Genomic DNA, 26,961 nt, shown 5'->3' with positions numbered 1-26,961 from the left:
TTTAAACCGGGTAAAACTTTTTAGGATTTTCTTAGAAATGGGGATAGCATGATTAAACTTGTATACGACATTAAAGATTACCAGGATCTGTTAAGAGATACCCTTAAAAAAAAAGACTCAGTGGTGGAATTAGGATGTCATGTAGGTAATTCCACAAAGATAATAGCAGGTTTAGTCAGCGAAGGCCAGGTGATTGCATTGGATAACAGTCCTGAATCGGTTAATAAAATGGCAATCATTATGGAAGAACATCCCCATGTGGAATTTATCCGAGCTGATGTTAGACTTCATAAAACTCTTGAACTGGTTTTTAAAAAAATTGGAAAATGTGATGTTTTATCAATTGATTTAGGTGGTGGTTATCATCCCGACACTACCTTTAAGGTATTCTTCATATGGGCATCTACTTTAAAGCCCAGAAATACAATAATTAGGAATCGGGGCTTAATAGATTTTGTAAATTCGTCAATAACAGTTGAAGATATTAAATCAAGTAATGGTTGGTTAGAATCCTCAGGAGATGATGGAATTCCGCCTAGACTAAAAGAACTGAAAATATGGTCATCTAAATTATAATTTATCTATTAACACATATCATTCAACTAATTTTAATTTAATCATGCTGAAAATCTTTAGGAATCACTAAATCCGCTTTTCCGGCAGAACACTTAGGTATAGCTGCTATTACATTATCCATCCTCTCATAGGGGAGTGTAAAAAATAGGGTGTCTGATTCAAATTTTTGATTTCTACGGGCGGTCCAATCACCCATAGATATATTGGTAAAACCAGTGACCAGTGAATATGATATGGCCGTGTGACATAAAGCACCTATTACCTCCTGTTTAGGAGGTATTCCATCAAAATATGTATCCAGTGTAATTAAACGGCATGCCTGTTCTGGATTGCATAAAAATAGGACTATATCAGGTCTTATTGTTGCTTCTTCCAGAGGGGAAATCACCATGTACTCTGCAAGTCCAGTTGGTAAAGGAGAAGTCAATTTTCTCATCCTCTCAAAGGTGGTTATGGAGTTGAATAACTTTTCACCTTGAGTTAAAAACCACTGCAGTTTCCTTTTTTGTTCGCCGGAAACTGGCTCGGAAAAACCGCAATACATGCTGCCCCCGGGGCATGTTGACATATCTTTATCAATAACTAATGAAGTCCCTTGGGAAGCTAGTTTTAAAGCTCTACAAATGGATATTTTTTGTTTTTCAATGGTTGGAATTTCTTCATTAGTAAAAGAAATTGCCAAGGGCTCATTTTTTAAATCCATAACTTTTTTTAAAATTAATGATTGTTCTTCATAATCCATACAAACACCTGAAATATTTTTGTGATGGCTGTGTAATGAAGTTTATTATGGAAAATTTTTTGAAATTAAAATTTAGAATCAATATTGAAATACCTATATTAAAAATACTTAAATTAAAATACAATTATAAACCCTCTATTAAAATTTGATGGATTAAAATGGTTTTTATAATGAAAAAATAATTGATATTATTTAAAGTTAAAATAAAGTATAGTTTTCAAATTCTTTTTCAATATTTAATTGATATTTTGCTATTATAATCATATCACATAGTACCAGAAAATATAGATCATTTTTTATACCTTGTATGCTAAATTTCATATATAATACATAATAGTTTATGAACAAATAATAAGAAACTTCTAACTTTCTCTTTAAAGTAAGGAGGGTGTTTATGATAGGTAAAAAGATCAGGATCGAAAGAATAATCGACAGGAAAACCGGGCGCAGCGTAATAGTACCTATGGATCACGGTGTTTCCATTGGACCGGTGAAGGGAATAATTAAAATGGCACAGACCATTGACGAAGTTGCAAGTGGTGGTGCTAACGCAGTTTTGATGCATAAAGGAATGGTTGGAAGTGGTCATAGAGGTTATGGAAGAGATATTGGTCTTATTATCCATTTATCAGCTAGTACGGCTCTAGGTCCAGATCCTAATAACAAAGTACTGGTAACATCTGTTGAGAAAGCAATAAAATTAGGTGCGGATGCAGTTTCAGTTCATGTAAATGTAGGATCTGAAAGAGAACCAGAAATGCTAATAAAACTAGGGACCATATCTGAAATCTGTGATGATTGGGGAATGCCCCTTATTGCAATGATGTATCCCCGAGGAAAGAATATAGAAAACGAACATGACCCTGAAGTTGTGAAACTTGCCTCTCGCGCGGGTGCAGAGTTAGGTGCTGATATTATTAAAACTAATTATACCGGTGATCCAGACTCATTCAAAGAAGTAATAGAGGGATGTCCTGTTCCTCTGGTTATTGCTGGCGGCCCTAAGGTCGAAACTGATGAAGAACTTCTTCAAATGGTTAAAAACTCGGTTGACGTTGGTGGAGCAGGTGTTGCCATAGGTAGAAATATTTTCCAGGCAAAATCCCCTCAAAAAACTACCCGGGCTATATCTGAGATAGTTCACAATAATTTAGAAGTGGAAGAAGCTCTTAAAATTTTGCAAAGTTAAAAGGAAGATATTATATGAAATTTGCGTGGATAATGGCTGAAAATGCAGACTGGGACGAGAAAAAATCTTTTATTACCACTGCATTAGAATCTGGCGTAGATCATGTGTTGGACTTTGCTCATGTAGATAATATTAAAAAGTTAGGCAATATCACAATTATATCAGATTCAGATGATTCCGATATTATTTTAGTAGGTAAAAATGGTGAAGGCGACGGTACATTAAAGATTCCAGATGATTTAGCAGAATCAAAGGATTTAGCTGCTATTACTAGTTTTAAAAGAAAAAATAAGACTGTTGCTGCATACATTGAAATATTAAGTAAAAAACATGAAGAACTTGCCTCACAGTTGGGCCGTGTTGCAGACTACTTAATACTGGTAGGTAAAGACTGGACTGTAATTCCACTAGAAAATATAATTGCAGATCTTCAAAAAGAAGATGTTAAAATAATAGCTGCCGTTTCAGATTATGATGAAGCTAAAGTAGCCTTAGAAACATTGGAACATGGCACTGATGGGATCCTTTTAAGTCCAACTGAATTTTCCCAGATAAAAAAGGTTGCTGAATTAATTGAAAAGATTGAATCAGAAAATTTTGAATTAAAACCAGCCACCATAACCAAAATAGCCCCGGTTGGAACTGGAGATAGGGTATGTGTTGATACTTGTTCTATGATGAACATTGGGGAAGGTATGTTAATTGGTTCTTACTCTAAAGGATTATTTTTAGTACACAGTGAATCATTGGAAAGTGAATATGTTGCTTCCAGGCCCTTCAGGGTTAATGCAGGCCCTGTACATGCATATGTAATGACACCAGGAAATAAAACCAAATATCTCTCTGAGATTGAAACTGGTGATGAGATTTTAACAGTTGACAAAGAGGGTAACACCCGTGCTTCAATTGTAGGACGAGTTAAAATTGAAAAAAGACCCTTAATGCTGATTGAAGCCGAATATGAAGGCATAAAACTTAGAACATTACTGCAGAATGCAGAAACTATAAGGTTAGTTGCTGAAGATGGATCTCCCATATCTGTAGCTGAGTTGGAAATAGGTGATAAAGTGATGGTTTATCTTGAAAAAAGTGCCAGACACTTTGGTATGGCGATAGAAGAGAGTATAATAGAGAAATAACTTTAATCCTTGTTAATAAAAGATAGATATTCATAGATCTTCTCTAAAATCAATTAAATAATTTTGAAATGGTAAAAATGTCTTCATATCAAGTGAAAATTATAAATCCTGAAGAAAAGGAGAAATTTTTTCAAGAATTAACTGGAAGGGTTATATTTGAAAGAAAGGCAAATATACATGGAGCCTGTGTCAAACTACTCACAGATAATGAAGATTTTAAAGAGGAATGGGAAGAAAATTTCAAATTTATGAATGAAGATGTCAGACCCCATGCCAAGATCTTTGCAGTGGAAGATGATGGTCCTCTTCAGGTGATTTATGAACCTATATCTAAAACGTCAATAGTTCTCAACTGTGATTATTACGGTTGGATAAAAAGTATTGCGCTGGCAACTATTTCTGACTTTTTTGAGGATTATCATTCAATTCACCGACGTTATTCAGTCCACGGCTCAGTAGTAGATTATATGGGCCATTCTATTGCTATAATTGGACCTCCCGGCACAGGAAAAACCACCTTAACTTATGGTTTACTTCAGGATAATGATTTTAACTATATTTCAGATGACTGGTTTTTCACAAGATTATTTAACAATGGAACAGTAGTATATTCCTCAGAAAAGAATTCATACATCAGAGAAGACCTTGCAGATGTGTGGACTGGTTTTTCTCCTATGGTAAAAAAGGTTAAATTAGATATACAGGGACGAGGAGTTGCAGATGTTAATACTTTATTCAATGGACGAATACGGGAAAGTTCAACATTAAAAAGCGTAATTCTGCTAAAAAGAGAAAAGAAAGATGTTCCCTTTGAAAAGTTGGATGTCACAGAAGCCCTTGATTACATGATAAATGAAAATTTTTGCAATCCCCACCAACTCGTTACCAGTGAACATAAAATTAATCTCCGCAAAGCATTCTTTGGGGAAATATTCTCAAAACTTGAAGTTTATATGTTGAACACCATTGAAAGTCCAGAAGAAAGTCTTAATCGAATAAAAACTCTTGCAAAGAGGTGATTTTATGAGAACATTTTTGGGGATAGATCTCGATGAAAATCTTGTTGAAAAAGTAGTTGGCTTGCAGAAAAAATTGATGGAAACAGAAGCTCCTTTAAAATTAGTGGAAGGAGAAAATCTTCACTTTACTTTCAAATTTTTCGGTGAGATTAATCAAGAAAAACAGGACGAAATAATAAAAGCAACAGAAAATAAAGTATCAGAATTTGAACCTTTCGATTTATCTATAAAGGGAATGGGAGTTTTTCCCAATTTAAGATATATTAGAGTTTTATGGTTAGGAGTCGAAAACCCGGAATTATTCTCTAAAATGTTGCAAGGATTTGACGAAGAATTTGTAAAAATGGGCTTTAAAAAGGAGAGAAGTTATATCCCTCACCTGACCATTGGAAGATTGAAAGGAGCCCAAAACAAGGAAGATTTAGTTACTAAAATTGAAGAGTTAAATGAAGTTGAAATTGGCAACATGAAGGTTGATAGATTAATCCTTAAAAAAAGCGAATTAACACCATCTGGCCCTATTTACACTGATTTAAAAGAGTTTGAACTAACTAAATGAGCTATTATTTGATAATCAAATCAAATTTATTTTTATTTACATAAATTTATAGCCTATTTTTTTAAAACTAAATATAATTGATATTATGTCTGAAAAAATTGACTATCACAAAATTTTGAAAGAAATAAAACCTGACCAAAAAGAATATCATGAAGTTAATGAGTTGGCAGTTAAACTAATTAGTATAATTGATGAAATAGCAGCCAATAACAGTATAAATGCCAAATCTGCACTTGTAGGATCTGTAGCCAAAGATACCTGGCTGGCTGGTAAAGCCGATATTGATATATTTATAGAATTTCCGTTAAGGACAGATGAAGCAGAACTCAAAGAGAAGGGTCTATTTTTAGGTCACAAATGTATCGAAAGTATGGGAGGGGAGTATGAACTTAGATATGCATCTCATCCTTATGTAACCGGGTTAATTAATGGATTTGAAATCGATTTTGTTCCTTGTTATTCTATAAAAGATGCTGGTGAACTTAAATCAGCTGTGGATAGGACCATTTTACATACTGAATACGTAAAAAAGAATTTAAAAGAAGAACAAAAAGACGAAGTTATTCTCCTCAAAAAGTTCATGGAATCGATAGCCACTTACGGCTCTGAATTTAAGGTTGGCGGATTTGCCGGGTACTTATGCGAACTTTTGATAATTTATTATGGTTCATTTAATATTGTATTAAAGGCAGCTGCAGATAGTTGGCATCAAGGATATATAATTGACCTTGAAAAATTTAATACTGGAACTGGTTTTACTGAACCCCTAATAGTTATTGACCCTGTGGATAAAAACAGAAATGTGGCTGCGGCATTAACCACTCAAAAAATGGCTGAGTTTGTTGTTGCTTCTAGAAATTTTATAAAAAAGCCTAACCCCGAATTTTTTTCAAAAAAAATTATAAAATACGATGCAGATATTGTAAAAAATGGATTTACGAAAAGAGGGACAAAAACCCTTCTTTTAACATTTACACCACCATCAGTCCCTGCAGATGCAGTTTATCCTCAACTTAAAAAAACTGAAAATTCTTTAAGAAAAATTGTAGAAAGAGAAGATTTCCATGTTTATGGTAGTAGTAACTGGACTGACCAGACAGAACTTGCAATAATATTACTGGAAATGTTAGTATGGGAACTGCCCACAATAAAAAAACATTTAGGACCTTTTATTTGGTCAAAAGATCATCAAAAAAGGTTCTTGGATAAATACGGATCTAAAGCATGGATAAATGGTGAACAGTGGACTGTGGATATTAAAAGAGAATATAATGATGTAAAGTCTCTATTAAAAGCTATCTTAACCCCCGAAAAAATTAACTACCTCAAATTAGGAAAACATGTAAAAAAAGAAATTTTAGATAACGTTGAGATCGTGGATGTTCAAAACTTCATAAGCTCCCCAAAATGTGATGATTCCTCACTAAAATTTTTATATGAATATCTAAACAAAAGCGAGAATATTTGGAGATAATAACCATTCCTTAAAATAAATTTTCAAATTTCAATAGCAGATTCAATCATCTCTCTCATAAACAAATTTAGGTACTGCTTCTTTAAATGGGTCAAATTTTTCAATATTTTGCACTTCCATACATTTCATACTGACTTTAGAATGTAGAGATGTGGGAAGTCTTAATATCCGTTTTAGATCAATTGATACTTTTGCATCTACTAAACCCATATTTAAAGCACCTATTTCTTTTACTAATTTTTTATAATTTATAGGCCCGATGTTTTTTCTAAATAAACCCCACTCATCAGTTAGTAGATATGTCCTATTCTTTAAAACCTTTTTAAAAAGAGCAGGACTGATGTTTTCCATTTCAATATTGGGTGTTAAATGCAGGACTGCATACTTGAAACGTTGGGTGAATACTTTTGGGTAACCAAAAGGTATGGAAAAGTGTTCCAGTTGATATTTCTCTCCTTCAGTACCGTATTCACTTCTTGGAACTTCACTGCCCACTAAATATTTCAATATCTGCGCCCTGATATCACTGTCCATTTTCATTACAGTTTCATCTAGAACTCTTAAGTGATAACCTCTCCCAGAATAAATAACGTGAATATCTTTTAAACCCAGATCTCCCTTTAAAGTATCTATTAAACCAGAAACAATTTCTTTCGCCTCACCTAAACAAACTTCACATACATTATCACACATACAAGTTCGAATTGGGATGTCCTTGGCATCAACATCAAAAATAAGTTCGGATTTGATCCAATCTGCCCTTTTAAATGGTTTATCATAAAAAGCCACCGAACAGTACGCTGCAAATGGGGATTTATATCTCATAAATCGTTTTAAATATTCTAAAGAACGGAAAATACGGTAGCGATCATTTGGTCCTTTTCCAAGATGATCAAATCCAAATTCACGTTGTTCCATCCCCTCCTTGATAAAATCCGGAAGTTTCTTTACATTCCATTCTTCCCTATAATATCTTCGACGTTCCTGCAATGTTGCTGGCTCGTTAATTGAAATCACTTCCGTTTAGTGTGTCTGCTTCTTTAGTATTCTTAACTGATTTATCAGGACTTGGATTTATAACCTTATTAACATTATCTTGGTCGGATTTACTTTTATCAACATTGTTCTTATCTTTATCTTTAGATGATTTTTCTTTATTATCTCCTTGTTTATTTAATTGCCATGACTTACTTTTATAATATGAAAGAGGATTACCAATCTTTTTACAGGTTTTATCCGGCTTACAAAGAGCTGGTAAATGAATTTTTATTTTGTCACAGCTCATGGGAGTATACCATTTACTCTCGCCTTCATTTTTAATTTCAGGCAGTTCATGAACCCCAAATCCCAACTTGGCCGTTATATTCAATTTTTCCTGTGGATCATCATCAAAAAGAGGAGGGTTACATCTCTGGGCAGCATCATAAATTAGGGGTAATATTTCATTTTGAGTTATTTTAAGTTCTGGATCTACGTCAGATATTTTGACGCTTACATTATCACGAAATATAGATGGATAAAGTCTTGCATAAGATAAAAATGAAGTTAAAAGAAGAACAATGGCATCGTTACGATTTCCAGATTCAACCCCATTTAATGTAAGTTTAATACATGGCGGGAATGCTTCAGAATTTAATTTGAATCCTTTCATTCCTCCGTGAGATGTTGTGTAGTATTTAATATTTTCAGATAAAATTTTAGATATTTTTTCACCTACTTCTAATAGGTATGGGTGGGGTTCAACCTTTTGTGACATTTCGTTAACTTTTTTAACATAATCCTCGGTTTTTTGCATTATCATTTTAATCATGATAAGTTCCTTAACTGGATCTCCAATTAAAAGTTCGTACATTCTTTCTGGATTTCTGTGGCTGATTTTATCTGAAAATCTCTCTAGAAAATCTTCTTTATCCAGTATTATTTCTCCTTTATCTAAAATTAGTTCATGAAGAGAGATCTTCTTGGAACTTAATATTTCCTCAAGAAATGTCCATTTCACATTATCCTGTAGAATCAATTCATCTAAGATTTTCTGACAAACATCTCTTCTCTCACTTATTGAAAGTTCTTCCAGCCTTTCCTCAATTATGTTTCCTTGTAAATCTACAAAAAGTTTAGATTCCCGTGAATTAGAATTAAATTTGATGCCTATGGCCTGGGCCAGTATAAAAAATGCTACAACATCAAATCGTGTGATTTCCCTATTAAATAAAAATGCATAATCCTTATAATTATAATTTTTATCATTTTTCTTTTTGATATACCATTCCATGCGCTTTATTGCTAATTCAACATAATTTTCAGGTATATTTTGATTATCAGACATACTTTGGGATTTACTGGTATCTACAGCATGAATTAAATCCGAATTTTTATCATATATTTTACTTAAATCCCCTATATCACGAACAATCTGTTCTGCTTTATCAGATAAAGGATTTAAAAATGCTACTGAAACCATAATACTCATTTGATAATCATTATAAAAATATTTAATCAATTTAAGTACATTTAAAAGGTAAAATAATAGTCTTAAATTAACCTATTTTACTCTAAAAAGGATTTTAATAAAACTAAGATAGTAAAAAATTAGTTTAATTCTATTTTATCTATATTAAAATTGATAAATGCCTAATTATATGTAAAAACAGAATTTAAGTACTCCATTTAATAATTAGAATTCTATTCATATAAACTACTGTTTAAATATCCCAGAAATCAATTAGTTATTGGAGAATCTCATTTACAAATTTTATAGATTTATATTAAAATTTAAATAGATAATTAGATTAATCTAATTTAACTAGTTATTTTAGGAGAAAGTATCTAAGATTATAAATCATTTTAAGTTTACTGTTTTGATATTTGATGTTAAGCTTGAAAAAATGCTTTCAAATTTACTAATAGACAAAAAAAAGAATTGTCTTTAAATATTATTTTCATATTAAGGAGGAATCTGATTGGATAAAGTATTTATCACGTGTGCACTGCCTTATGCAAATGGACCTTGTCATCTAGGACATTTAAGATCAACTTACATACCTGCCGATATATATGCACGTTATAATCGTATGAATGGGGTTGATGTACTTTTTGTGTGTGCTACTGATGAACACGGCACCCCTATTGCAGTTCGGGCCGAAGAAGAAAAAAAATCTCCACTGGAAGTAGCAGGTAGATACTACAACATGATCAAAGAGGACCTTGATGCCTGCAGTATATCTTTTGATAATTTTTCCAGAACTTCTGACCCCTTGCACTATGAAATTGCCCAAAACTTCTTTTTAAAACTCTATGAAAAGGGATACATATATGAAAAAATAATAAAACAGCCTTATTGTGAGGAATGTGAAAGATTCCTGCCAGATAGATATGTTGAAGGCATATGCCCCCACTGTAATGGAGAGGGTGCTAGAGGTGACCACTGTGAAACTTGTGGCAGACATCTGGAACCCATCCAATTACTGGAACCTAAATGTTTGATCTGTAATTCCACCCCAAAGATAAGAGAATCCCAACAATACTTCTTCAAACTCAGCCATTTCCAGGATGAGTTGAAGAATTGGATTGAAGAAAATGATAAACTCCCTCCAAATGTTAAAAATTATGCATTACAGTGGATAAAAGAGGGTTTAAAAGATTGGATACTCACCAGAGATATGGAATGGGGGGTTCCAGTTCCACTGGATGGTGCTGAAGGTAAGATCATATACGTATGGGGAGAGGCCTTCCTCGGTTACATCTCTTCAGCTGCTAAGTGGGCACATGATAACAACGCTTCATGGAGAGAGTACTGGGATGATTCAGTTATACATTTTATAGGTAAAGATATAATTTATCACCATACCATATTCTGGCCGGCCCTTCTAATGGGTTATGGGTGTAAACTGCCCGATGCCATTGTAGCTGGAGAATATCTCTCATTAGAGGGTAGTAAAATGTCAACCAGTAAAAATTGGGTTATATGGGCATCTGATTTTCTCCAAAATTTTGAAGCGGACATTTTAAGATATTATTTAGTGATAAATGCTCCCCTAACCCGGGACACTGATTTTTCATGGGACGATTTCCAGAGGCGAGTTAATGATGAACTGGCAGATGTGCTTGGAAACTTCTTGCATCGTACATTCTCCTTTACTAAACGTTTCTTCAATGGAAAAATACCAGAAGTATTTGAATTGGATGAAATTGACCTAGAATTTGAAAAAAAGATTAAAGAAACTCCAAAAACCGTATCTAATTACATAGAAAATTACAAGTTTAGAGAAGGTCTGGTTGAAATTATTAAACTTGCAAAGCAAGGAAATAAATATTTTAATGACCGGGAACCATGGAAAACAGTTAAATCCAACCCAGAAGTAGCTTCAAATTGTTTGTATTTATGTAACCAACTTGCTAAAAATTTAGCAGTTATGCTCACCCCTTATATGCCCACTAAATCTCAAAAAATATTGGAAACCATGAATTTAAATGTTGAAGATAAAAAATGGGATATTTTAAGTGATTTAATTCCTCATGGTCATGAAATCAAAAAGCCAAAACCTCTATTTAACAAGATAGATGATGAAGTTATACAAAAGCAGAAAGAAATGCTTTACAAAAATTTAGAAGGTAGATTTGAAATGAAAGATATTATTACCATTGATGATTTTGCGAAGATAGATCTTAGAGTAGGAAAAGTAATAGGTGCTGAATCAGTTAAAGGTTCAAAAAATCTCCTTAAATTAATGGTGGATATTAAAGATAAAAATTTACAAGTGGTAGCTGGAATTGCACAGAATTATTCCCCTGAGGACATTCTAAACGAAAAAGTCATTGTACTGGTTAATCTGGAACCAGCCAAACTATTTGGTATAAAATCTGAAGGAATGATACTTGCTACTGAGAAAAATATGAGTATACTTACATCCAAAAACGCTGAGATTGGTGAAAAAATAAAATGAACGAATCAGTATTAATAGTGGATGCTGAAAAATTTCTTGATGAAATAAAACGCAAAAAATTAAATACAAAAAAAATAGTTGATTTTAGCAGTTTTATTCAAATTTTTAAGTTCTTTAAAATTAATTTAGATAAATTACAGGAATTTAAAGAATTAATGGAATTAAAGGGTTATAAAGCCCCCTATCGATCACTGGCCAGATTCGGACCACCTACAGTAGGCGAAATTCTAGTTGAAGACATACAAGATGTAACTCGTCATAACCAATATTTTAGAATGAAAGCTGCTGCAAAAAAAAATATTTTAGACCGTATCAACTCATCAATATCCTCTCATAAAATAGCCATTGGCCACTTAGAAGAATCCTTTATAATCAACTGTGATTCATGTGGAAAGAAGTATAAAGGACATGAAATATCCCTTATTATTTCAGATCCAGTTAAATGTGAATGTGGATCTATTAGTTTAAATCTTGAAAAAAACGTTAATGGTGTTTCCAGACTGGACATGCTAGAATATTTGCCACTATCCGGAGATTATATGGTTAAGATGTCAGATTTATCTCCATTGGGCAGAGATGCATACAAAAAAATCGTCAATATCTTGAAACATGAAAAAAGAGGAGCTATTAAAACTGTTTCTTTAGTAATAAGAGTGTTAGAAGATGACCGGTGGATTAGAAAAAGGGTTAGTTTAGATGCGGATGATGGAGAAAATTATGAAAAGGAACTGCAAAGAAAATATGGTTCCAATGTTCGAATAGAATTTTTACAGTTTCATCGTAAAAAACCATCTATAATCAATGATAAACACACACGAACCTCACTTTCACTGGCTTACGTAAAATTTGCAGAAAATAGTATTGAAAAAAGTATCAAAGAGATAATGAAAGGTCTTCTTAACCATATTAATAAAATTAATTTATATGACCAGTCTAAAAAAAAAGCAGAAGACCTAGTTAATCTTACCGAATCAGAAGAAGACCAAAATATATTAAAAAAAGAACATTTCAGAAAAATTTTAATGAAAAATGGTTTAATGAATTCTGAAGGAACACTTGACTTGGAACTTGCCAGAGAATTAAAAAAACGAAAAAATCTTAAAAAGAAGCTGTTTATTGAAATTCCCAGAACCTTAATTTTATGGGATATTGGTAAATATTATCTGACTACCTCTTATGATCGTAGAAGCAAATATTCCGGTCCTTTCCCCTATCTTAGACCCAATTTAGATCGTAATCAGCTCCAAGCATTTGATGATTTTGATGAGTTTACTACAAATATTTTAAAGAAGTATATGGAAGAAAAGATAACGGTATTTAAGAACTTCCGGAATGTTTTAGCTGAAAAATTTAAAATGGAAAAGAAGACTAAGGGTATTCATCTAAGAACAAATCCTGCTGCATTTGGAGCTGCTGTTTTAAAATTTAAAACAGATTTAAATACCGAAGAGGTAGCTGATCTGTTTTCTGTTAGTTCTCAGGATGTTTTGGCTGAAGTTAAAAATATGGAGACTTTTGGAAAACCTGCATCTAAAAAGGCTGAGAGATTTTTGGAAATTATCAAAAAATAAAAAAGATAATGTAATTTATAAGAAATAAAACTAAATTGATATTAAACTCCGAAGCTATTAATTGAATTGGGTGGTACTTTGGATGAAATAATTTATGTTAACCAACAGTTATCCTCTAAGGTAATAATGGAACTTTTAGACAAACATCCAAATGTGAAAAAAATACAGTGCCCCCCAAGTTTGTATCAGAGAACTTCTAAAAAATATTTAGATGCACTCCAACAGTTAGGCATCCAGGTTGAAGCTGTAGAAAAAAAAGGGAGACCACCTAAATATAAAGAGGAAGACACACAAAAAGTGCAGGATATGATTAAAAAAGGTTTTTCTCCCAAGGATATTTCGGAAAAACTGGGAATACCATCTAAATCTGTTTACTATCTTAAAAAAACCAAGTTAAAACCGGGTAGAAAATCGAAATACAGTGCAAAAACAAAGTTTCAAGTGAAAAAAATGTTCAAAGAAGGTTTTAAAGCTAGAGAAATATCTGAAAAACTTAAAATACCATTGCGAAGTGTTTACTATATTTTAAGAGGTTAAATCATGACTTTTGAAATTTCCCCAGGATATCAAACCATACTTATGGTATCCAGTATTTGTGGTGTTGTAGCATTTTTTGCAACATATCTCGTAATGCCCCGGCTCATTGACAAATTAAAGGATGCAAATGTAGTTGGACAAGACTTGCATAAACTAAAAAAGACCCCCGTTGCAGAAATGGGCGGCATAGGGATTCTTTTTGGTTTTACTATTGGTATGTTTATTGGTATCTGGATTTATCCTCCCCTATCATATGAATTAATGGTAACCTTACTAGTAATCCTCTTAGTTGGTATGGTGGGAATGGTGGATGATCTGGTAAGATTAACATCCAAGGAAAAGTTATTTCTACTATTTTTGGCAGGTTTACCTCTAATATGGGTTGCTCCCCCAGAAGTGGGCATTTTATATATAATATTGATACCTATAGCTGTTTCAATAGCATCTAATCTTACTAATATGTTGGCTGGATTGAATGGAATTGAATCTGGTCTCGGAGCAATTGCTATGGTTTCTTTAACTGCTTCATGTATAATAATGAGCAAATATAATGTTTCACTAATCACCATTTCCATGTTAGGAGCTCTTCTCGCATTTCTAATTTACAATAAACATCCATCAAGGGTTTTCCCAGGAGATGTTGGAACGTTGATTATTGGTGCCACCATTGCCTCTGTAGCTTTCATTGGCCGAGTTAAAATAATAGCATTTATAGTTTTACTGCCCAATATTATCGATGGAATATTAAAATTTTACAGTGCTGGAGTAATGGAAAGACAAAAACATGCTCCGACCCAAATAGGAGCTGATGGAAAACTCTTTGCTCCCCCAACAGGTTTTAAATCATTAATTCGTTCAGTTTTAAGAAAACCTATGAAAGAAGAACATGTCGTGATAATCGTATGGATCATTGGAATAATCTGTGGAGCAATTGGGATAATACTTGCATTTATTCTGCCTTTAGAAACTTATTGATCTACATTAAACTATAAAATATAACTATTTTAGATCGTTTAAAAATTTTAATTATTATAACGAGTTATCACTAATTAACACCTAAAAACTTATAATTTTAGTAATAACTTCAAATACTCTTTACTTTTATAGTTAATACTATGAATGTCCTACCAAATTACGAATCTAGTTACTTTAAAATATTAAATCAACCAAAAAAATGACAACTAATTATACTCTAAATTCAATTAAAAATTGGAAATTATTAAGATAAAAAAATCGTTTTTTAGTAAAAATTCTTATTTATTCATTATAAAGCATATTTAATAAATCAATAGCCAGTGATTCTGAATGTTTGTCTCCTAATTCCTGGAATTTTTCAACAGATTTTCTAAAACTGGCAGAAACCTTACCCATGTCACCTAATATGAAATAGACAGTTCCAATCAAAAGCAAAGATATGGCCTTACCATTTTCATCCCCCATCTTATCAAACAGGTTATGTGCATCTGTGAAATATCTCAATGCATTTCTAACATTTTTTTCCCTTAATAAAATATTTCCCATCATCAAAAGCAAGGCAGCTTCCCCTTTATCATCCCCGATCTCCTTTGAGATGCTATAAGCTTCCTGAAGATGTTCCATGGCATCTTTTTTCTTAAAATACATATCATAGATTCTAGTAGTCTCAATAATTTTAATTAATTCTTCTAATTTGTCACTGATCTTTTGGAAGTCAGCAACATATTCATCTTCAACCGGGAACTTTGGAGGTATTTCTTCGGTTTTTTCATGATCTACAATATCCACAGCATCTCTTATCTTTTCAACTTCTTTTATTTTCTCTAAAATTTCTTCTTTAGCATTTACCGAATGTGCAGAAGAGTAAAACTTAAAAGATTCTTTATAATATTCTAATGCTGTGTTGATTCTTCTCATGTTAAGATAAACATCGCCAATTGAATCTAAAACAAATGCTTGTCCTTCTTCATCATTCATTGATTTATATATAGATAATGCTTGCTCTAAATATTCCAAACCCTCTTCGTATTTTTCTTCTTCAGCATATAACGCACCCAAACTAATTAAAGTCTCGATTTCCTCTTCTCGAAGATCATGAAGTCTTTGAATATAATAATCCACAGATTCCTCCTTTTTTTTGAGAAGATCGAATAAACCGATTAGTAAAAGGGATTTAAACATTTATATCCTCATATTATAATTTTTTATAATAGTAACTTGATTTTTTCAGTAGCAACTTAGATGTAATAACTCTTCAAGATTTATTCTTTTTTTTATTTATATAAATCAGTCCATCCCTATAATAATTCCTTTATCAGTTATTTTGTAACTGGATTCAAAGTTTCTATAATCCATTAATTTTTCTGATAAGATTGTGTTTCCATCCATTTTGAACACATTATCCACAATGTCTTTGAGTGAATTTTCTATATCTTGATCTACGGAACCTTCAGTGTGGGTTATAATTGCAATGCCTCTTGCTTCTTTAACCCTTTTAACATACGCTTTTAAAATTCGCAGTACTAATCTATCCGGATTAAATGCAAAAGGGATGGTAAGTGAATCAAAAACTGATCTAAATTTGGAAGATTTTTGAAAAACAAATCTAGTACCTATACCCACTTTAACCATTAAATCTGTAGGGTTGTGGACTGCAGTTAATTTATAAGTATTGGTATCAGCTATTTTTGCACCAGAAAAATTAGAAAGAGCATCAATAATATATAACATTTCATCTGTGATGTAATTCTGTAAGAACCAATCAAAATCCATTGTCCTTTGTTGAAGTTGTTTCATTCCATAATCAGCAGTAACATAAAGACATGGTTCATTTTTTAATAGACCATTATACATAAATTGATAACAGAAAATGGATTTACCCACATTAGGAGGGCCATAAATTAGAGTGGTAGTATTTTCAGGAATTCCTCCCAAACCAGTATACTCATCTTGAATTAATTTTTCAAATCCAGGAATTCCTGTTTCAACAAGGGGAATCATGTTCATCACATCCCATAATAATTATTCAAGAATTATTCCTTCATCGGTTATTTTGTAGGGAGTTTTCTTTTGTCCGGATCCTACCATAGCTTCTATGGTTATATATTCTCCATCAAGTTTTATTACGTTATCCACCACTGCTTTTAACATTGTTTCCACTTTAATATCAGCAGAACCCTCAGTGTACGTGATAACTGCGGTGCCACCGGCTTCTCTTATACGCATTATGTAGGCAGTTAAAACTCGAACTATCAACATTTCTTGATTGAATGCAAAGAGAGTAGTTAATGAATCCAAGATTGACCTGAATCTTGGTGATTTCTGCGCCATATAACGTGTTCCCACTCCCAGTTTAACCATTATATCCGTGGGATTATGAACTGAAGATGAAGAAAAATTCTCAGTATTCATAATTTTAGTGCCCGATATGCTGGAAATTGCATCTACAATGTACAACATGTCATTTTCGATATAATCATCTAATTTCCAACTAAAATCTAATATATTTTGCTGTAATTGTTTTATGCCGTAATCTGTCAACACATAAAGACATGGTTCATCTAAGGATAAGCCGCCATGCATAAATTGATAACAAAATATGGATTTGCCTACTTTAGGAGGTCCGTATACGAGAGTTGCAGTATTCTCAGGAATCCCTCCCAGACCTGTTTTATTATCAGCCATAACCTGATCCAAACCAGGTATTCCAGATTCTATCCTCAAAATCAAATTAATCACCATATAAAAGTTTTAAAAGAGCATCTAAAGATTCCTGGGTTCCTTTTTCCTCAGGAATTACTGCAGGTATTATAGGAATATCTTTACTTAATTTCATTTTTTCTCTTATTTCATCTGGGGAGAGTGCACCATCAAGATCCTGTTTATTTGCAACAATTATTTTAGGAATAGCCTCTGCCCTCGTTTTTCGAATCATCTCCTTGGCCCGAGCAAATGTTTGTGGAGCAGTAGAATCAATGATTATAAAAGCCCCCACAGCTTCTCTTGATAAAACATCCAATATTAAATCAAAACGTTCCTGGCCAGGTGTGCCGAATATATCTGCAAAAAATCCTTTGTAATCTAAGTGACCTATATCCATAGCAATAGTAGTAGGGAATGCCCCAACAGCCTTTCTATCGACTGAAACAGATTTAGAAGAAATTGCCTTAACAAAACTTGATTTTCCGGCGTTATATGGACCTGTGACTAATATTTTTGGTATGTATATTTTTACACCGCCAGGCTGAACTATAAAAAATAAGATCATGGTATCCACTGGATCAGTCCAAGATGCACTGGCCACCATAAAACCCTGACCAACAATTACCCTTTCCTCTATAGTTGTTAATTCCACAACACAATCCACATTACTTTTTAATTCTTTTATCAAGGATTTTTCATAATCCCATTCAGTAAAAACATAAACTAATATGGTATTGTTTTCTTTTGCTTTTTCATTCCATTTTTTTACAATTTTTATTGCGTCGCCATTGCCCAGATAATCAATTATTGTTGAAAGATTGTTAATAACACCTATACCATTAGGAATATCATTTATAGCTTGTAAAATTGTATTTTCCGTTTCTGAATAATCTGTAAGAGAATATTTACCTTTGGAAGGAGCACCTATAAAACTTGAGCTTCCATCCACAAAGAAAACTTTATCTTTTTCAATTGAAGATACAATGTCCCATCCATAAGAATCAAATTCGTATATTACACTATCTGGTTCTGCAACATTCGTGAAAATAAATCCCTTTTCACCTTCGAGTAGGTGACCATTTAACATTTGGTAACCAAACGCCTCACAATCCACTCCAGGATATGCACAAAACATTATAGATGATCCTTCAGGAACTCCGCCTCCTAACAAATCGTCTAATTTAGGAATATGAGTTTTTTTCATGGATTACATCTCCTTGAGAATATTATCAACCTGATTAGCTCTTGATTCCATCTCAAATAGTATTAAACCAAGTTGTGCATCTGGTTCTGTTAAAGCCGTTAAAATAGCTTTTTCACCAGCTGGAATCAATACTATGGTGCCTTTTTCTGTCTTTACTGAAATTTCACTAACTGATCCCGTGTTCATCTGTCCCGATGCTGCCTCTGCAGCCCCCATAATCGTTGAACAAAGTGCAGAAAATATCCTTGCATCTACATCCGGTGGAGTTCTTGAATTAATCAAAAGACCTTCCTTAGAAACTATTCCTGATGCTTTAATCTGCCCCACTTGCGTAAGGCCTGTTAATTCATCATCAAGCTTTTCTTTCTTTGTTTTTGTCATTCCCTCACCTAGTTATTATTTTATTGGCTCATATATAAAACAGATTCTATTGTGACTTTTCATGCTTTTCATCTATTCAATAATTGTCTAATCTAATTATATTAAATATTCTATAAAAGATAAAAATCAAATAATGGTCATAATATTGCTTGCTAACCTATTAAATGTTGAAATAATAAATGCAGGGGAGTACTGCAACAACAATTCCCCAGTATCTTAACAAAACATTAACACAACTGGAACTCAACTTGAATGTCTTTATATTTTTTACTTCTTTGTTTGAAAAGGCCCGCAGAATAGTAAACAATCAACAATGCTCCTATTAACATTAAAAAAATAGTTAAGTAATAGAAGACTTAAATAAGTTGTATCATCCTCCAGATAGATTACGGATTTTAAATATTATACTATGCAAAATAATTATTTAAGAATTAATGTAAATTTTAATGAAAAACTGATTTAACAAAATTTTATATAATTATATCCCCATCTTCTATTTTATATTTCATTTGCAGGTTTGTAAATCCTTTAATTGTTAAGTCTCCACCATTTAAAGAAATAAGGCCATGCATTAACTGCTGAATAGTTTTTATTTCAATTTCGTCATGAGCACCTTCTTCCATTAATACCAAACAAACCGCTCCTACGGTTTTTACACGGGTGGTAAGAACGTGCAAGAATTTAAAAATAGTTCTAAGACTGGAATACATTAGTAATGTTGAAATAGAATCGAGTACTATGCGGATTTTTCTAATATTTCTGTTATTTGTGTATAAATCCATGAATTCATTTGTAGCAACCATCATCATGGTAAGATCAACCGGGCTTTCAACATAGCGAATCTGCTCTGAAAAAGGCAATTCCACCGTAGCACCAAATCTACTAGATACACAGTCAATTATGCTTAAATTTTCCAGGTTTAAACCGGTTAAGTCATCTAATATTTTTTCAGCAGATTCATTAGTTGAAATGTAGATACATGCTTCCCCATCAGATAGTCCTTCAGTGACAAATTTTTTGGAAAATACGTCCTTACCTGAAAATAAATCTCCAGAAATTAAAATATTGGTTCCTGGCGGGATGTCACTTGAAATTTTTGGAATACCCATATTATAAGCCATGATATCAGCCCTCACCCTATTCCTTATATTAGACATTAATGTAAATCTGATTTTTTAAATAATTAAAGACTATGATATTATTCCCCTTATTCCTACTATAAATATAGTGTTATTGTCCCTATTCTTTACTATTTTTATATTTTTTAACAAATAAACTATATCCCTTTAACATCTACTCTGAGATCAATATACCCATTTTACATCGGCAGTGGTGAACACATAATTGTTTGAGAATGCCGGATTATACAGGGCATTAGTCAAATTATGGGTTTTAAAAGAATCTGTGATGCTTTTTCTTGTATTATAATTTATTCTATCTCCAAGAGAGTTCTTATCAGCATAACTGCTAAGCATAGGAGTGGATGCATATATTATTAACATGATTTTAGTCTTTTTATAAACATTACTAAAACCCTGATTTTTATAGTCAATTTTAACAATCTTAATATTGGAAGTGTATAACAACCGTGGTTTCTCAATTTCATACTCTTTAAATGTTATTTCGGAGTAAACAGCAAAAGAATTGATATTTGTCCCTTCAAGAGCACCGCTTCTTGCAGCAGTCATTGCTATATTCAACTCATTTGCATCTAATGCATAGGAAAATACAAGCAGAGTAATAGTTACAGCAAATCCAACTAAAAACATGAATTCTATTGATATCTGTCCTTTTAAATCCATAAATAGTCTCCTATTTTTAATTAATAGAGTTTAATATTCTAATAATCGATGAAAAGAATTATAAAATATATAATCAATATTTAAAGAAAAATGTGCTTTTGTTATTATATTAATTTATAACAATCCAATTACCACCATTTTCATCTTCCATATTACATACCGTATAACTTCTTCCTGATAACAATGTAATTTGGGAATAACTGGGTGGTTCACCATTAATCAACTTCTTAGGGACAATGTTTGCCTTGCCCATCATTCCATCAATTATTATATAAACTCCCGATGAATTTACCTTAACCTTATAATTACTATCACCTAATTTTTGTGGCAAATTAATTTTGATTGAATGACCTTTCCCACCATAATAAACTAGATCTATCGTCCTAGCAATTTCTTCAGCTAAATTTCTCGCATCTGCCAGTTTTTGAGTGTTTTCAACTGTTTCAACACGATCTGTCACTATATTTAGGACGCTGGTAGTTATTATAAAAAATAAAAAAACCGAAAGTATGAAATCTATGCTAAAAGTTCCTACTTGATCCATAATAATTTAATAGATAAAATGACATATAAAATCTATGTTCGAGTATTAAAAAGGGTGTTCTCATGAAACCAACAGAAAATTTTAACTTTTTAATTACCTTAAAAGGCCATAAAGATGACAATGTGGGAGAAGAATTACTTGGAATTGAGGAAATTGAATTAGCACTCCAAAAAGATGAACCCACATTGAATATTAAAGATTCAGAATTTCCCAATGTATTACTCATCGATCTAAGTATGGATCCTGAATTAGCTCTGGATATACTAAAAAAAACTACAACTACGGTTATCTCCAAAATTGTAATTATTGATGAAGTAGTAAGAACCCGAAGCAATATAATTAAAGAAAAAGCTTTACAGATAGCCAATCAAAAAATAAAACCAGGCAGTAGTATTGCTGTCCGTTGCGATTTAAGAGGGCGTAAATATATAGAATCAAAAGATGAATTGATAAAAGTTATATCAAATGAATTACTAGATAATCTGAATCTTGAAGAAAACCTTGTAAAACCTGATTGGGTGGTGCAAATTGAGGTTATAGGAGAAAACACAGGTATAAGTGTTTCAAAGCCTTCTGATATTTTAAAAAAGGATTAAAATTTTCTTTCTCTGATTATCCAAATTTAAAGTTAAATTAAAGATCATAGAATAGGTTAGGAAATTATTGTGGTATCCATGTATGAAATTCTTATTTTTCAAGGCGGAGTATACAAATTTGATGATTTCAAAGAGCTTGTAGAAGATTTAGGCGGATTAGTGCTTAAGAAAGATCATTTAGAGCTTAGTAGAGGTATTTACTTTTTATCTGAAGAAATCACAGCTCCCCTAGTGCTACCAGTTGAAGAAATTGAAAATGTAAATAAAATGGCTGAAAAAATAAAAGGAAATATTTCTAAAACTAAAATAGAATCTGAAAAAAAAGCAGAATTAGTATCTTATCTAAACATATATGATATTTTAAGTAAATCTGATGATTGGTTAGGAAAAAAAGAAATAGCAGCTTCTTTAAAATGTCCATGTATTATTAACTGCGATAATTCAAGTGAATTTTGTGCTAAAGATAAATTAGATGAAATATTAATGGATATGGTAACAATTGAACTCATAGAAATACGGGAAAAAGAAGATAATGTTGAATATCGTTTAAGGGTAGAACATGATTAAAGCCGGGACACTGGTAATTGCCGGAGTGGTGGTAATTTTCATAGGGATGATTTTAATATTTGTTGGAACGGCTCTGCAGAGTACTAATTCTAAAGATGAAACTGTTAAAGCCGGTGGAGTAATAATGATTGGACCTATTCCAATTATTTTTGGAACAAATAAATCATTCACTATCATTGCAGTAATCTTTGCCATAATTTTAATGGTAATATCATATTTCTTATTTTACAGGCCTTTTTTGTAAATAATTAATCCTGGATTAATTAAAATTTTATAGAAATTCTCAAAAAGCCAAATTTTCAAAAGCGAGAGATAAAAATTTATTAATGAAAATGCCAACTAAATAATCGGAGATAAATGGATGCGTATTCTAATATTAACTTCAGGTAAATATGGGTCAAGAATCATAAACAATATTGCTAAGAGAGGTTTAGCGTCTAATATCGTGGGTTTATACGAATTTCCAGATGATTTACCTGAATTTATTGATGAATTTGAAGATTATGTGCCAGAAAATCTTCCTGAATGTGATTTAATCTTATCTATTGGACTATTTGGGGATATAAATATGATAATCCCTATTATAGCATCAAAAACCAATTGCCAATCCATCATAATACCCATACATGATCCTAAACAAATCCCCATAGGTCTTCAGCAGGAGATAATGGATGGACTATGTGAAGCTAGAGTTGTTTTTCCCAAACCATTCTGTTCTCTAAAACCGGTTGGAGATGAATATGTGGATAAATTTGCTAAATCTTTTGGGAAACCCCACCTGAAAATTGAATTTGATGCCAGGATTAAAAAGGTAGAGGTTATAAGAGGAGCTCCCTGTGGTTCAACATGGTTCATTGCAGAAAAACTGGTAGGAGTACCTGTAGATGAAGCTGAATTTGTAACTGGCGATAAATTCCATAATTTTCCCTGTTTAGCTTCCATGAATACTGATCCCGTGATAGGAGACACTATCATGCACCTGGCAGGGTATAAGAGTAAAGAAGCTGTGAAAAATGGATTGGGATTTGCATTTAAAACGGCTATTGTTGATCCGGATATTTGTCAGGGGGGTGAAGACTGTGAATATGTATGTACTGATATCTGCCCCACAGTTAAAATTGGGGATAAAACCATTGTTATTAATGAAGATAAAAAGGTTGAAGTTGATCCTGAAACCTGCGGATGCTGTGAACTATGTATAAAAGAATGCCCATTTGGTGCAATAGGAATAATAGATAAAAAATTATCCTTAAAAAAATCAAAAGATTAAAATTTGATAAAAATAGCCTCAAAAATATGTAGAAACTGTCTAATTTATATTGGGTAAGGGAATATCTAAAATATATGAATAATATAATGGAAAGGAAAAAACTGTTTAAAGTGAAAAATATGAAAGGTAAAGTAATATTTATGGGCGCTGGGCCGGGGGACCCTGAACTTATAACATTAAAGGCTTTTAATGCTTTAAAAAAGGCAGATATTGTAATATACGCTGGTTCACTTGTTAATAAAGAAATTTTAGAATATGTCAAAGGAGATGCAGAAATTTACAACAGCGCATCAATGAACCTGCCTGAAATAATCAAAGTTATGAAGAACGGAGTCAAAGATTCTAAAATTATAGCCAGGGTCCACACTGGAGATCCGTCAATATACGGCGCTATTGGCGAACAAATAGAGATTTTAAGAGAGCATAATATTGAATATGATATTATACCTGGTGTAAGTTCCCTTTTTGCAACTGCATCTGCTCTTGAATGTGAGTTGACATTACCCGAGGTATCTCAAACAGTTATAATAACCCGTCCCGAAGGCAGAACTCCTAAACCATCATCAGAGTCTATTTCAAGTTTAGCCAAACATAATACAACCATGTGTATATTTTTAGGTGTGCATATGATTGGAAAAGTTATGGAAGATTTAAAAAAGCATTACCTACCCCAAACTCCTGTTGCCGTGGTGAAAAAAGCTTCCTGGAAAGATGAACTTATTGTTAAAGGAACATTGGAAAATATTGAAGCTAAAGTAAAATCTGCCGGTATAAAAAAGACTGCTATTATTGTGGTTGGAGATGTCCTAGATCCAGGTAAAATAGTACCATCCAAGCTTTATGATGCAGAATTTTCACATGAATACCGGGAAGGGAAAAGAAGTGATAATGTATAGTACTCATTAGGTATCTTAAGCAACGCCAAAGAATTTTGATTGTTTAAGATTTTAAACGACTATTAATTTAACATAATCCATTTTTCGGCAGGTATAAAAAATATCAGATAATTCTTTCATGCGTTGCCCATTGCCATCCAGGATAAATAGTTCTAAACATTTATGATCTTTTAGATGGCTGTGGATTTGAGTGTTGATTATATCTTCAAAATCATGTTTTATCTCTGTTACTTTATCTTCAGATTCTTGTGGATGGATTAAAACAAGTATTGAATTAATATCTCCTTCTAACGTTTCTTTTTCTTTATTATCTGCAAGGAGCATTCTTGCGCCAGCCCTCATAACTTCAGATCTTCCTGAAAATCCCATTTCATTTTGAAGTTTATTTAGCTCATCTAGCAGTTTTTCATTTAAAGAAACGCTGATTATGGTCATAAAATACTATCAATTAATAGTTATTTATAAATATATTGTTAAAAATTATTAAGATAATATTTAAATATTAATAAGCATAAATTAGTAACAATGAAAAAGCTCTATAAAGGATTTTTAGTCATATTGGTAGTTTTTATCGTTATTATTTCTATATTTCTTACTTATTATTCTCCAATTCCAAGCATGGATAATGCAAGTTCTGATAAAAAAATAGGAGTTGTTGTCACTGTACTTCCCCAGGCAGAATTTGTGGAGAAAGTAGGTGGTGACAAAGTCACAGTAACTACCATGGTTCCACCTGGAGCAGACCCGCATACATATGAACCCATGCCTGAACAACTCAAAAATTTAAGTTCTGCAGATGTATATTTTATGGTTGGTTCGGGAATTGATTTTGAACTAGTTTGGATGGACAAATTCACTTCAATGAACTCTAATATGGAGATCATTAACAGTTCCGAAAATATTGCTCTAATTAAAAATTCGAATACAGATGATGAACATGAAACAAATACAGATCCTCATGTATGGGTTTCACCTAAAAATGCCAAAATAATGGTTGAAAATGTCTACAAAGAATTGAGTTCCATAGATCCTGCTAACAAAGAGTATTATAAAAAAAATAAGGATGAATACTTAAAAGAACTGGATAAATTAGATTCAGATATAATAAAAAGCCTTGAAGATAAGGATAATAGATTAATTATGGTTTATCACCCCGCTTGGGGATATTTCTGCAGGGATTATTCTTTAAAACAAATAGCTATTCAAAATGAAGGAAAAGAACCTACCCCTCAAGGTATTGCAAGTTTAATTAAACAGGCTAAAGAAGAAAATATTAAGGTCATTTTTGTATCCCCCCAATTCAGTTCCAATAGTGCTGAGGTAATAGCAGAAAATATTGGCGGTGAAGTGGTTAGAATTGATCCACTAGCAAAAAATTATGTAGATAACCTATACAAAGTTGTAGATGCATTTAAAAATTCTTAAAGAAGTTTTTGATAAATTAAAAGTCCTTAAAAAGTTTTAACTGCATTAAAAGTTATTAAAGGTTAAATAATGAGCAACATAGCAGTTCAAATGGATAATATATCCTTGAATTATAATAATATACCTATTCTAAGTGATATTAATCTTTCAATAGAAAAAAACGAATTTGTGGCCGTCATAGGACCCAATGGTGGAGGTAAAACTACTCTGTTGAAGGTTATTCTTGGGTTAATCAAACCAGATACCGGCAGTGTGAACGTTTTAGATAAAAGTCCCATAGCTGCCAGATCACAAATTGGTTATCTGCCTCAACATACTCATTTTGATCCAACTTTTCCCATGAATGTGTTTGAATGCGTTTTAATGGGCAGATACAATGGTTTATTCAAAAATTATTCCACTGAAGATAAAAATGCAGTGTCGAATGCTCTTAAAACCGTTAAAATGGAGGATTATGAGGATAGACAGATAGGAAAATTATCAGGGGGACAAATACAGAGAGTTTTAATTGCCCGAACAATTGTAAAACAACCAGAACTTCTTTTACTTGATGAGCCTATGGCCAGTATTGATCCAGAGATGCAAAATGAATTTTATAAACTTTTAGCAAGGATAAATAAAGATATGACAATAATTATGGTTACCCATGATATTGGCGTTGTTTCAACCCATGTTGAGAAGATCGTCTGCTTAAATCGTAAATTATTCTGCCATGGCCCTCCAGAAATAGCAGTCAAAGCTTTAGGTGATGTTTATCAGTGCCCAGTGGAGTTAATAGCCCATGGAATACCCCACCGCGTTCTCGAAAAACACGCTGATGATGAGGATTGAATATAATATACCTCAATC

The 26,961-nt window shown here is 32.4% G+C and carries 29 protein-coding genes; 17 read left to right on the top strand and 12 right to left on the bottom strand.

Annotation, left to right across the window (positions count from 1 at the left end):
• The first annotated feature begins 48 nt into the window (after positions 1–48).
• Positions 49–576 carry an SAM-dependent methyltransferase gene (locus tag CIT01_09465; GenBank protein AXV38413.1) on the top strand — a complete coding sequence of 176 codons (528 nt, stop codon included), beginning with the start codon at positions 49–51 and terminating at the stop codon, positions 574–576.
• A gap of 37 nt (positions 577–613) precedes the next feature.
• Here the strand turns inward: CIT01_09465 and CIT01_09460 are convergent, their stop codons facing one another.
• The gene (locus CIT01_09460) at positions 614–1,318 is read right to left on the bottom strand and encodes a hypothetical protein (protein AXV38412.1); all 705 of its coding nucleotides are present in this window, start codon (positions 1,316–1,318) and stop codon (positions 614–616) included.
• A 394-nt stretch (positions 1,319–1,712) separates the two neighbouring features.
• Between CIT01_09460 and CIT01_09455 the strand changes: the two genes are divergently transcribed.
• The 5 genes from CIT01_09455 to cca all read left to right on the top strand — a co-directional run bounded on the left by CIT01_09455 (position 1,713) and on the right by cca (position 6,698).
• Entirely contained in the window at positions 1,713–2,507 is a 795-nt protein-coding gene (locus CIT01_09455; GenBank protein AXV38411.1) for a fructose-bisphosphate aldolase, read from the top strand.
• Positions 2,508–2,521: 14 nt separating this feature from the next.
• A complete protein-coding gene (locus tag CIT01_09450; GenBank protein AXV38410.1) occupies positions 2,522–3,646 on the top strand; it encodes a 3-dehydroquinate synthase II in 1,125 nt (374 codons plus the stop codon).
• Between the two features lie 77 nt (positions 3,647–3,723).
• Positions 3,724–4,665 carry a hypothetical protein gene (locus CIT01_09445; protein AXV38409.1) on the top strand — a complete coding sequence of 314 codons (942 nt, stop codon included), beginning with the start codon at positions 3,724–3,726 and terminating at the stop codon, positions 4,663–4,665.
• Positions 4,666–4,669: 4 nt separating this feature from the next.
• Entirely contained in the window at positions 4,670–5,224 is a 555-nt protein-coding gene (locus CIT01_09440) for an RNA 2',3'-cyclic phosphodiesterase (GenBank protein ID AXV38408.1), read from the top strand.
• Positions 5,225–5,309: 85 nt separating this feature from the next.
• The gene (gene cca / locus CIT01_09435; GenBank protein AXV38407.1) at positions 5,310–6,698 is read left to right on the top strand and encodes a CCA tRNA nucleotidyltransferase; all 1,389 of its coding nucleotides are present in this window, start codon (positions 5,310–5,312) and stop codon (positions 6,696–6,698) included.
• A 42-nt stretch (positions 6,699–6,740) separates the two neighbouring features.
• Here the strand turns inward: cca and CIT01_09430 are convergent, their stop codons facing one another.
• Both CIT01_09430 and CIT01_09425 read right to left on the bottom strand, forming a co-directional pair.
• Positions 6,741–7,706 carry a DNA primase gene (locus CIT01_09430; protein ID AXV38782.1) on the bottom strand — a complete coding sequence of 322 codons (966 nt, stop codon included), beginning with the start codon at positions 7,704–7,706 and terminating at the stop codon, positions 6,741–6,743.
• Positions 7,702–9,159: a DNA primase gene (locus CIT01_09425; GenBank protein ID AXV38406.1), complete on the bottom strand. Its 1,458-nt coding sequence runs from the start codon at positions 9,157–9,159 to the stop codon at positions 7,702–7,704. The genes CIT01_09430 and CIT01_09425 overlap by 5 nt, the downstream gene beginning before the upstream one ends.
• 499 nt (positions 9,160–9,658) lie before the next feature.
• Between CIT01_09425 and CIT01_09420 the strand changes: the two genes are divergently transcribed.
• The 4 genes from CIT01_09420 (at position 9,659) to CIT01_09405 (ending at position 14,724) form a co-directional block, all read left to right on the top strand.
• On the top strand, positions 9,659–11,641 hold the full coding sequence (locus CIT01_09420; GenBank protein AXV38405.1) for a methionine--tRNA ligase: 1,983 nt from the start codon (positions 9,659–9,661) through the stop codon (positions 11,639–11,641).
• On the top strand, positions 11,638–13,212 hold the full coding sequence (locus tag CIT01_09415; protein ID AXV38404.1) for a hypothetical protein: 1,575 nt from the start codon (positions 11,638–11,640) through the stop codon (positions 13,210–13,212). Before CIT01_09420 ends, CIT01_09415 begins: the two co-directional genes overlap by 4 nt.
• 78 nt (positions 13,213–13,290) lie before the next feature.
• Positions 13,291–13,749 carry a resolvase gene (locus CIT01_09410; GenBank protein AXV38403.1) on the top strand — a complete coding sequence of 153 codons (459 nt, stop codon included), beginning with the start codon at positions 13,291–13,293 and terminating at the stop codon, positions 13,747–13,749.
• Between the two features lie 3 nt (positions 13,750–13,752).
• The gene (locus CIT01_09405; GenBank protein AXV38402.1) at positions 13,753–14,724 is read left to right on the top strand and encodes a multidrug transporter; all 972 of its coding nucleotides are present in this window, start codon (positions 13,753–13,755) and stop codon (positions 14,722–14,724) included.
• 282 nt (positions 14,725–15,006) lie between these two features.
• Here CIT01_09405 and CIT01_09400 read toward each other — a convergent pair whose 3' ends face one another.
• From CIT01_09400 to CIT01_09365, 8 genes are all read right to left on the bottom strand, one after another.
• Positions 15,007–15,906, bottom strand: a complete 900-nt coding sequence (locus CIT01_09400; GenBank protein ID AXV38401.1) for a hypothetical protein — start codon at positions 15,904–15,906, stop codon at positions 15,007–15,009.
• Between the two features lie 105 nt (positions 15,907–16,011).
• A complete protein-coding gene (locus tag CIT01_09395) occupies positions 16,012–16,722 on the bottom strand; it encodes a recombinase RecA (protein ID AXV38781.1) in 711 nt (236 codons plus the stop codon).
• A 24-nt stretch (positions 16,723–16,746) separates the two neighbouring features.
• Complete coding sequence (locus CIT01_09390; protein ID AXV38400.1) at positions 16,747–17,454, bottom strand: ATPase; 708 nt, start codon at positions 17,452–17,454, stop codon at positions 16,747–16,749.
• 1 nt (position 17,455) lies between these two features.
• Entirely contained in the window at positions 17,456–18,631 is a 1,176-nt protein-coding gene (locus tag CIT01_09385; protein AXV38399.1) for a GTP-binding protein, read from the bottom strand.
• A 3-nt stretch (positions 18,632–18,634) separates the two neighbouring features.
• Positions 18,635–19,012, bottom strand: a complete 378-nt coding sequence (locus CIT01_09380) for a hypothetical protein (GenBank protein ID AXV38398.1) — start codon at positions 19,010–19,012, stop codon at positions 18,635–18,637.
• Between the two features lie 470 nt (positions 19,013–19,482).
• The gene (locus CIT01_09375; GenBank protein AXV38397.1) at positions 19,483–20,169 is read right to left on the bottom strand and encodes a hypothetical protein; all 687 of its coding nucleotides are present in this window, start codon (positions 20,167–20,169) and stop codon (positions 19,483–19,485) included.
• 147 nt (positions 20,170–20,316) lie between these two features.
• Entirely contained in the window at positions 20,317–20,814 is a 498-nt protein-coding gene (locus CIT01_09370; GenBank protein AXV38396.1) for a hypothetical protein, read from the bottom strand.
• A gap of 109 nt (positions 20,815–20,923) precedes the next feature.
• Positions 20,924–21,358, bottom strand: coding sequence for a hypothetical protein (locus tag CIT01_09365; GenBank protein ID AXV38395.1), 435 nt, complete (start codon positions 21,356–21,358; stop codon positions 20,924–20,926).
• A 62-nt stretch (positions 21,359–21,420) separates the two neighbouring features.
• On the opposite strand from CIT01_09365, the gene CIT01_09360 reads away from it, so the two are divergent.
• The 5 genes from CIT01_09360 to cobM all read left to right on the top strand — a co-directional run bounded on the left by CIT01_09360 (position 21,421) and on the right by cobM (position 24,687).
• On the top strand, positions 21,421–21,954 hold the full coding sequence (locus CIT01_09360) for a hypothetical protein (protein ID AXV38394.1): 534 nt from the start codon (positions 21,421–21,423) through the stop codon (positions 21,952–21,954).
• A gap of 78 nt (positions 21,955–22,032) precedes the next feature.
• On the top strand, positions 22,033–22,521 hold the full coding sequence (locus CIT01_09355) for a hypothetical protein (GenBank protein ID AXV38393.1): 489 nt from the start codon (positions 22,033–22,035) through the stop codon (positions 22,519–22,521).
• On the top strand, positions 22,514–22,765 hold the full coding sequence (locus CIT01_09350; protein ID AXV38392.1) for a TIGR00304 family protein: 252 nt from the start codon (positions 22,514–22,516) through the stop codon (positions 22,763–22,765). The genes CIT01_09355 and CIT01_09350 overlap by 8 nt, the downstream gene beginning before the upstream one ends.
• A gap of 117 nt (positions 22,766–22,882) precedes the next feature.
• A complete protein-coding gene (locus CIT01_09345) occupies positions 22,883–23,791 on the top strand; it encodes a thymidylate synthase (protein ID AXV38391.1) in 909 nt (302 codons plus the stop codon).
• A 119-nt stretch (positions 23,792–23,910) separates the two neighbouring features.
• Positions 23,911–24,687, top strand: coding sequence for a precorrin-4 C(11)-methyltransferase (gene cobM, locus CIT01_09340; GenBank protein AXV38780.1), 777 nt, complete (start codon positions 23,911–23,913; stop codon positions 24,685–24,687).
• A gap of 51 nt (positions 24,688–24,738) precedes the next feature.
• Here the strand turns inward: cobM and CIT01_09335 are convergent, their stop codons facing one another.
• The gene (locus CIT01_09335) at positions 24,739–25,122 is read right to left on the bottom strand and encodes a nickel-responsive regulator 1 (GenBank protein AXV38390.1); all 384 of its coding nucleotides are present in this window, start codon (positions 25,120–25,122) and stop codon (positions 24,739–24,741) included.
• Between the two features lie 90 nt (positions 25,123–25,212).
• Here CIT01_09335 and CIT01_09330 point away from each other — a divergent pair, with 90 nt between their 5' ends.
• Complete coding sequence (locus CIT01_09330; GenBank protein AXV38389.1) at positions 25,213–26,112, top strand: zinc ABC transporter substrate-binding protein; 900 nt, start codon at positions 25,213–25,215, stop codon at positions 26,110–26,112.
• Positions 26,113–26,181: 69 nt separating this feature from the next.
• A complete protein-coding gene (locus CIT01_09325; protein AXV38388.1) occupies positions 26,182–26,943 on the top strand; it encodes an ABC transporter in 762 nt (253 codons plus the stop codon).
• Positions 26,944–26,961: the final 18 nt, after the last annotated feature.

The organism is Methanobacterium sp. BRmetb2, from assembly GCA_003491285.1.
GTDB lineage: Archaea > Methanobacteriota > Methanobacteria > Methanobacteriales > Methanobacteriaceae > UBA117.
The sequence above is the reverse complement of the archived record's forward strand: the minus strand, read 5'-3'. Positions and strand labels throughout refer to the sequence as shown.

Excerpts from the sequence above, each read along its gene's own strand:
- CIT01_09465 (AXV38413.1), top strand. The coding sequence starts at position 49 with ATGATTAAACTTGTATACGACATTAAAGATTACCAGGATCTGTTAAGA.
- CIT01_09460 (AXV38412.1), bottom strand. The coding sequence starts at position 1,318 with ATGGATTATGAAGAACAATCATTAATTTTAAAAAAAGTTATGGATTTA.
- CIT01_09455 (AXV38411.1), top strand. The coding sequence starts at position 1,713 with ATGATAGGTAAAAAGATCAGGATCGAAAGAATAATCGACAGGAAAACC.
- CIT01_09450 (AXV38410.1), top strand. The coding sequence starts at position 2,522 with ATGAAATTTGCGTGGATAATGGCTGAAAATGCAGACTGGGACGAGAAA.
- CIT01_09445 (AXV38409.1), top strand. The coding sequence starts at position 3,724 with ATGTCTTCATATCAAGTGAAAATTATAAATCCTGAAGAAAAGGAGAAA.
- CIT01_09440 (AXV38408.1), top strand. The coding sequence starts at position 4,670 with ATGAGAACATTTTTGGGGATAGATCTCGATGAAAATCTTGTTGAAAAA.
- cca (AXV38407.1), top strand. The coding sequence starts at position 5,310 with ATGTCTGAAAAAATTGACTATCACAAAATTTTGAAAGAAATAAAACCT.
- CIT01_09425 (AXV38406.1), bottom strand. The coding sequence starts at position 9,159 with ATGGTTTCAGTAGCATTTTTAAATCCTTTATCTGATAAAGCAGAACAG.
- CIT01_09415 (AXV38404.1), top strand. The coding sequence starts at position 11,638 with ATGAACGAATCAGTATTAATAGTGGATGCTGAAAAATTTCTTGATGAA.
- CIT01_09405 (AXV38402.1), top strand. The coding sequence starts at position 13,753 with ATGACTTTTGAAATTTCCCCAGGATATCAAACCATACTTATGGTATCC.
- CIT01_09400 (AXV38401.1), bottom strand. The coding sequence starts at position 15,906 with ATGTTTAAATCCCTTTTACTAATCGGTTTATTCGATCTTCTCAAAAAA.
- CIT01_09385 (AXV38399.1), bottom strand. The coding sequence starts at position 18,631 with ATGAAAAAAACTCATATTCCTAAATTAGACGATTTGTTAGGAGGCGGA.
- CIT01_09380 (AXV38398.1), bottom strand. The coding sequence starts at position 19,012 with ATGACAAAAACAAAGAAAGAAAAGCTTGATGATGAATTAACAGGCCTT.
- CIT01_09375 (AXV38397.1), bottom strand. The coding sequence starts at position 20,169 with ATGTCTAATATAAGGAATAGGGTGAGGGCTGATATCATGGCTTATAAT.
- CIT01_09370 (AXV38396.1), bottom strand. The coding sequence starts at position 20,814 with ATGGATTTAAAAGGACAGATATCAATAGAATTCATGTTTTTAGTTGGA.
- CIT01_09365 (AXV38395.1), bottom strand. The coding sequence starts at position 21,358 with ATGGATCAAGTAGGAACTTTTAGCATAGATTTCATACTTTCGGTTTTT.
- CIT01_09360 (AXV38394.1), top strand. The coding sequence starts at position 21,421 with ATGAAACCAACAGAAAATTTTAACTTTTTAATTACCTTAAAAGGCCAT.
- CIT01_09355 (AXV38393.1), top strand. The coding sequence starts at position 22,033 with ATGTATGAAATTCTTATTTTTCAAGGCGGAGTATACAAATTTGATGAT.
- CIT01_09350 (AXV38392.1), top strand. The coding sequence starts at position 22,514 with ATGATTAAAGCCGGGACACTGGTAATTGCCGGAGTGGTGGTAATTTTC.
- CIT01_09345 (AXV38391.1), top strand. The coding sequence starts at position 22,883 with ATGCGTATTCTAATATTAACTTCAGGTAAATATGGGTCAAGAATCATA.
- cobM (AXV38780.1), top strand. The coding sequence starts at position 23,911 with ATGAAAGGTAAAGTAATATTTATGGGCGCTGGGCCGGGGGACCCTGAA.
- CIT01_09335 (AXV38390.1), bottom strand. The coding sequence starts at position 25,122 with ATGACCATAATCAGCGTTTCTTTAAATGAAAAACTGCTAGATGAGCTA.
- CIT01_09330 (AXV38389.1), top strand. The coding sequence starts at position 25,213 with ATGAAAAAGCTCTATAAAGGATTTTTAGTCATATTGGTAGTTTTTATC.
- CIT01_09325 (AXV38388.1), top strand. The coding sequence starts at position 26,182 with ATGAGCAACATAGCAGTTCAAATGGATAATATATCCTTGAATTATAAT.